The sequence below is a fragment of the Nocardiopsis sp. SBT366 genome, assembly GCF_001083815.1.
Classification (GTDB): domain Bacteria; phylum Actinomycetota; class Actinomycetes; order Streptosporangiales; family Streptosporangiaceae; genus Nocardiopsis; species Nocardiopsis prasina.
Genome location: NZ_LAVM01000145.1, coordinates 1 through 4456 on the forward strand (window position 1 = coordinate 1; position 4456 = coordinate 4456).

A 4456-nucleotide genomic window follows, 5' to 3' on the forward strand; every position below is an offset into this window, starting at 1 on the left:
ACCCCGGACGCCCCCGGCCCCCTGCTGTCCGTCCGCGGCGTCGACGTCGGCTACCGGACCGGGCGCAGGACCCAGGTCACCGCCGTCCACGACGTCTCCTTCGACCTCCACCCCGGCCAGTCGATGGCCCTGGTCGGCGAGTCCGGCTGCGGCAAGACCACCCTCGGTCTCGGACTGCTGCGCCTGCTCCCGCGCACCGGCGTCGTCTCCAAGGGCGAGATCCTCTTCCGCCGCAAGGACGGCACCCGAGTGGACGTGCGCACCCTGGAGAAGGAGAAGCTGCGCCGCTTCCGCTGGAACGAGGCGGCCATGGTCTTCCAAGGCGCCATGAACGCCTTCAACCCGGTGCTGCGGATCGAGGAGCACTTCCTCGACACCTTCCGCGCCCACGAACCCGCCGGCCGCCGCCGCACCCGCAAGGAGATCATCGAGCGCTCCGCCGAGCTGCTGGAGATGGTGCGCCTCGACCCGGCGCGCGTCCTCGACAGCTTCCCGCACGAGCTCTCCGGCGGCATGCGCCAGCGCAGCCTCATCGCCCTGGCCCTCGCGCTCAACCCCCAGCTCATCATCCTCGACGAGCCCACCACGGCCCTGGACATCCTCACCCAGCGGTCCATTGTGGAGCGCCTCGCCGAGCTGCGCGAGGAACTGCGGTTCTCGATGGTCTTCATCACCCACGACCTCGGACTGGCCGCCGAACTCGCCGACCGGGTCGGCACGATGTACGCCGGTCGGCTCATCGAGACCGGGACCACCCGGGACATCTTCCACCGCTCCCGGCATCCCTACACCTCGGCGCTGATCAACTCCGTGCCCCCCGTCGTGGGCGACCTCCACGTCCCCGAGTCCCTGCCGGGCGGCCCGCCCAGCCTGCACTCCCTGCCCCCGGGCTGCGCGTTCGCGCCGCGCTGCGCCCACGCCCTGGACGCCTGCACGGCCACGCGCCCCACGCTCGACGTTCTCAAGCACCGCGACGCGGGCCTGAGCCACACGGCCGCCTGCCTGCGCTCCACCGACGCCGCACTCCACGCCGAGGGGGTCTCCCGTGATTGACCGGACCGTCAACCCCACCCACGCCGAACCGCGCCCAGACGACACCGCGCCGCGCGCCGCCAGCACGGTCGGGCACCGCGGAGCCTCCGCGCCCAGCGACCCGCCGCCCGGCACCGTCATCGACGCCGCCAGCACCACGAAGGCCATTGAGGCGGACGAGCGCCGCGCCCAGCCCCCCGTGCTGACCCTCAAGGGGGCCCAACAGGTCTTCCGGACGTCGCGGGGCGAGGTCCCCGCCGTTGCCGGGGTCGACCTCGACGTCCGGCCCGGCCAGGTCCTCTGCCTGGTGGGGGAGTCCGGCTGCGGCAAGACCACGACGGCCCGCATGGCCGCCGCCCTGTCCAGCCCCACGGCCGGTTCGGTCCTGTTCCGAGGCAGGGACGTCGCCACCATGGACCGCAAGGAGCGGGCGGCCTTCCGGCGCTCGGTCCAGTACATCCACCAGGACCCCTACGCCTCCCTGAACCCGGTCCGCACCGTCTACTCCACGGTCTCCGCCGGGCTGCGCCGCCACAAGCTGGTGAAGAACCGCCACGAGGCCCGCCGGGTCGCCGCCGACCTGCTGGAGCGCGTCGACCTCACCCCGGCCGAGGACTACCTGGACAAGTACCCCCACCAGATGTCCGGCGGCCAGCGCCAGCGTGTCGCCGTGGCCCGCGCCCTGGCGATGGAACCCGAGGTCATCATCGCCGACGAGTCCACGTCGATGCTGGACGTGTCCATCCGCGTGAGCCTCCTCAACACCCTCGGCAGGCTCCGCGACGAACTCGGCGTGAGCTTCCTGTTCATCACCCACGACCTCGCCGTGGCCAAGTACTTCGCCTGGCGGGGCGAGATCGCGGTCATGTACCTGGGCAAGGTCGTGGAGCGCGGGCCCACCCCCCAGGTGGTCAACGACCCCCAGCACCCCTACACCAAGGCGCTCATCTCCGCGGTCTGCGAACCGGACCCGGACCTGGCGCGGAGCAAGGAGCGGGTCCGGCTGCGCAGTTCGGACATCCCCGACCTCACCGACCTGCCTCCCGGGTGCGACTTCCACCCGCGCTGCCCGATCTACGCCCAGGGCAGCTGCGACACCGTGCGGCCGCCGCTGGTCCGCAGCCACGACCGGCTGCTGGCCTGCCATGTCGTGACCAGGGAGTGAGGTGAGTTGCTGCTCCTCATCGGACGCTTCGGCCTGTTCGTCGGAGCCTTCCTCACCCTCGCCTGCACCCTCATGGCCGTGATCACATCCCCCGGCACAGCCGAGTTCGTCATCAGTGTCGTCACCGTCGGTGTCGGCCTGGCCGTACTCGCCCTCGGTCTGCTCGCCGTCCTTCTGGAAAGGAAGCGTCAAGAATGACCTCCACCCCCTCGCGCAACGCGATCCTGAACGATCTGAGCAGAAGGCGGCTCCTCAAGGCCGTCGGTCTCGGCTCGGTCGGGGTGGCGGGCGCCGGACTGCTGTCCTCCTGCTCCGCCGACAGCGGCGGCAGCTCCGACGCCACCCAGTTCACCGGGGTCTTCGACTACGACCTGGACTCCATGACGCGCAACGTCCACCGTGAGGACGGCGCGCTCCTGCTCGGCTCCGTCTACAAGGACCTGTTCCTGTGTCCGGGCGGCGTCTTCAACTGGGCCGAGCACGACTGGGACTACCTCCTGCTCGAGGGACACGAGTGGGACGGGAACGACCTCGTCCTGACCCTGCGCTCCGGGCTGAAGTGGAGCGACGGCAACGACCTCAACGCCGACGACATGATCCGCAGCTACGCCATGCGCGTTCTGGAGGCCCCTCCGTGGGGATTCGGCTTCCCCCAGGTGCAGAACCTGGAGAAGCTGGACGACCTCAGCGTCCGCCTCGGTTTCGAGAACCCGTTCCCCAACATCGAGCGGAGCATCATCAAGCACCGCATCGTCTCGAAGGCCACGTACGAGGAGTTCGGCGAGCGCGCGGTCGAGATGGTCAACGACGGTGTCCGCCAGGGCGACGACGAGCACTCCGAGTGGAACGCCGGGTTCATCGAGTTCAACCCGGACGAGATCGTGTGCAGCGGCCCGTACATGTTCGACGAGGCGCAGATGTCGGACGCGCGCATCACCCTGGTGCGCAACGAGGACGGCTATCAGGGCACCGAGGTGAAGTTCGACGAGGTCGTCGTCCACAAGGGTGACAACCGGCAGTCGGCGCTGTTGGTGCAGCAGGGCGAGGTGGACTACTCCACCCTGGCACCCAGCGCCGCCGACCAGCAGGCCTTCCAGAGCGTGGAGGGCTTCCGCTGGGTGGAGCACGCGGGCTACGACGGCTGCGGCATCATGTTCAACCACAAGGCCAAGCCCGAGGTCCAGGACGTGCGCGTGCGCAAAGCCCTCGCCCACGTCCTCGACGGAGACCAGATCGGTCAGGTGGCCCGGGGCGACGGCTACAGCCGCGTCACGCACTACGCGGGCCTGGCCGACATCCAGGCCGAGGAGATCCTCACGGCCGAGGAGCTGGAGGACTTCGAGAACTTCGACCAGGACCTGGACAAGGCCACGGAGCTGTTGGATGACGCCGGCTGGACCAAGAAGGGCGGCAAGTGGCTCCTCCCGGACGGGGAGGAAGCCAGCTTCGAGGTCATCGGTGTCGCGGGCTGGGGTGACTTCGAGCTGACCGCCACCCAGGTCGAGGAGGCCTGGAACGCCTTCGGTATCAAGACCGAGGCGCGCAACGTGCCCGAGGACAACCCGTGGGGCATCTGGGGCGCCGGTGACTTCGAGGTGGCCGTGCGCCACTGGGGCAACCCGGAGCAGCCGGACTACTGGGGCGCCTTCCAGATGAACTTCCTCACCGAGAACGCCGGAACCGAGGACTCCCCGGGCCAGGGATTCGACCTCCAGGTCGAGAGCCCCTCCCAGGGAGACGTGGACATCGCCGAGCTGGTGGACACCGCCCAGCGGGCGGAGAACGAGGAGGAGCAGAAGGAGGCCCTGAAGACGCTGGCCATCGTCTTCAACGAACTCCTTCCCCGCATCCCGATCTGGACCTACAAGTACCTCTCCCCGGCGGTCGAGGGCGTTCGCGTCAAGGAGTTCCCGACCGACACCCCCACCTCCCAGAACGAGCAGTACCAGGACAACCACGTCATCCTGGCGCTGATCCGGGGCGAGCTGGAGCCGGTCGACGGCTGAGACTGACCCCCGGCCGTGGCCCGGGGGTGAACCGAGCCGGTCCCGAGCGGGGGCGGGCGCCTTCGGGCCCCGCCCCCGCCGGTGTGCCCGCCCCGGCCGGTGTCCGGCGTCGTCGCGTGAATTACGGGCATGCGTGAGTTTGTCCCCCAAGGGACCGTTTGTGCGCGTTCAAGGCGAAGCGGGGTAGTCTCCCGTGCATTCGCACGCGCATGCGCGCTGTCGTCCACCGATCCCCTCCATCCCGCCGATCCCC

4 protein-coding genes are annotated in these 4456 nt (G+C 69.8%); all 4 read left to right on the forward strand.

The genetic code is table 11. From position 1 onward, the window contains the following. On the forward strand, nt 1-1053 hold a 1053-nt coding region (locus ADX84_RS24740), incomplete at its 5' end, for an ABC transporter ATP-binding protein (protein ID WP_156208178.1). Next, nucleotides 1046-2197, forward strand: a complete 1152-nt coding sequence (locus ADX84_RS24745; RefSeq protein WP_049579826.1) for an ABC transporter ATP-binding protein — start codon at nt 1046-1048, stop codon at nt 2195-2197. The genes ADX84_RS24740 and ADX84_RS24745, both read left to right, overlap by 8 nt. Before the next feature lie 6 nt (nt 2198-2203). Beyond that, nucleotides 2204-2395, forward strand: coding sequence for a membrane protein (locus tag ADX84_RS24750; protein ID WP_049579828.1), 192 nt, complete (start codon nt 2204-2206; stop codon nt 2393-2395). Next, on the forward strand, nt 2392-4203 hold the full coding sequence (locus ADX84_RS24755) for an ABC transporter substrate-binding protein (RefSeq protein ID WP_049579831.1): 1812 nt from the start codon (nt 2392-2394) through the stop codon (nt 4201-4203). Before ADX84_RS24750 ends, ADX84_RS24755 begins: the two co-directional genes overlap by 4 nt. Nucleotides 4204-4456 lie beyond the last annotated feature (253 nt).

Coding starts and splice junctions, on each gene's coding strand:
- ADX84_RS24755 (WP_049579831.1), top strand. CDS start 2,392: ATGACCTCCACCCCCTCGCGCAACGCGATCCTGAACGATCTGAGCAGA.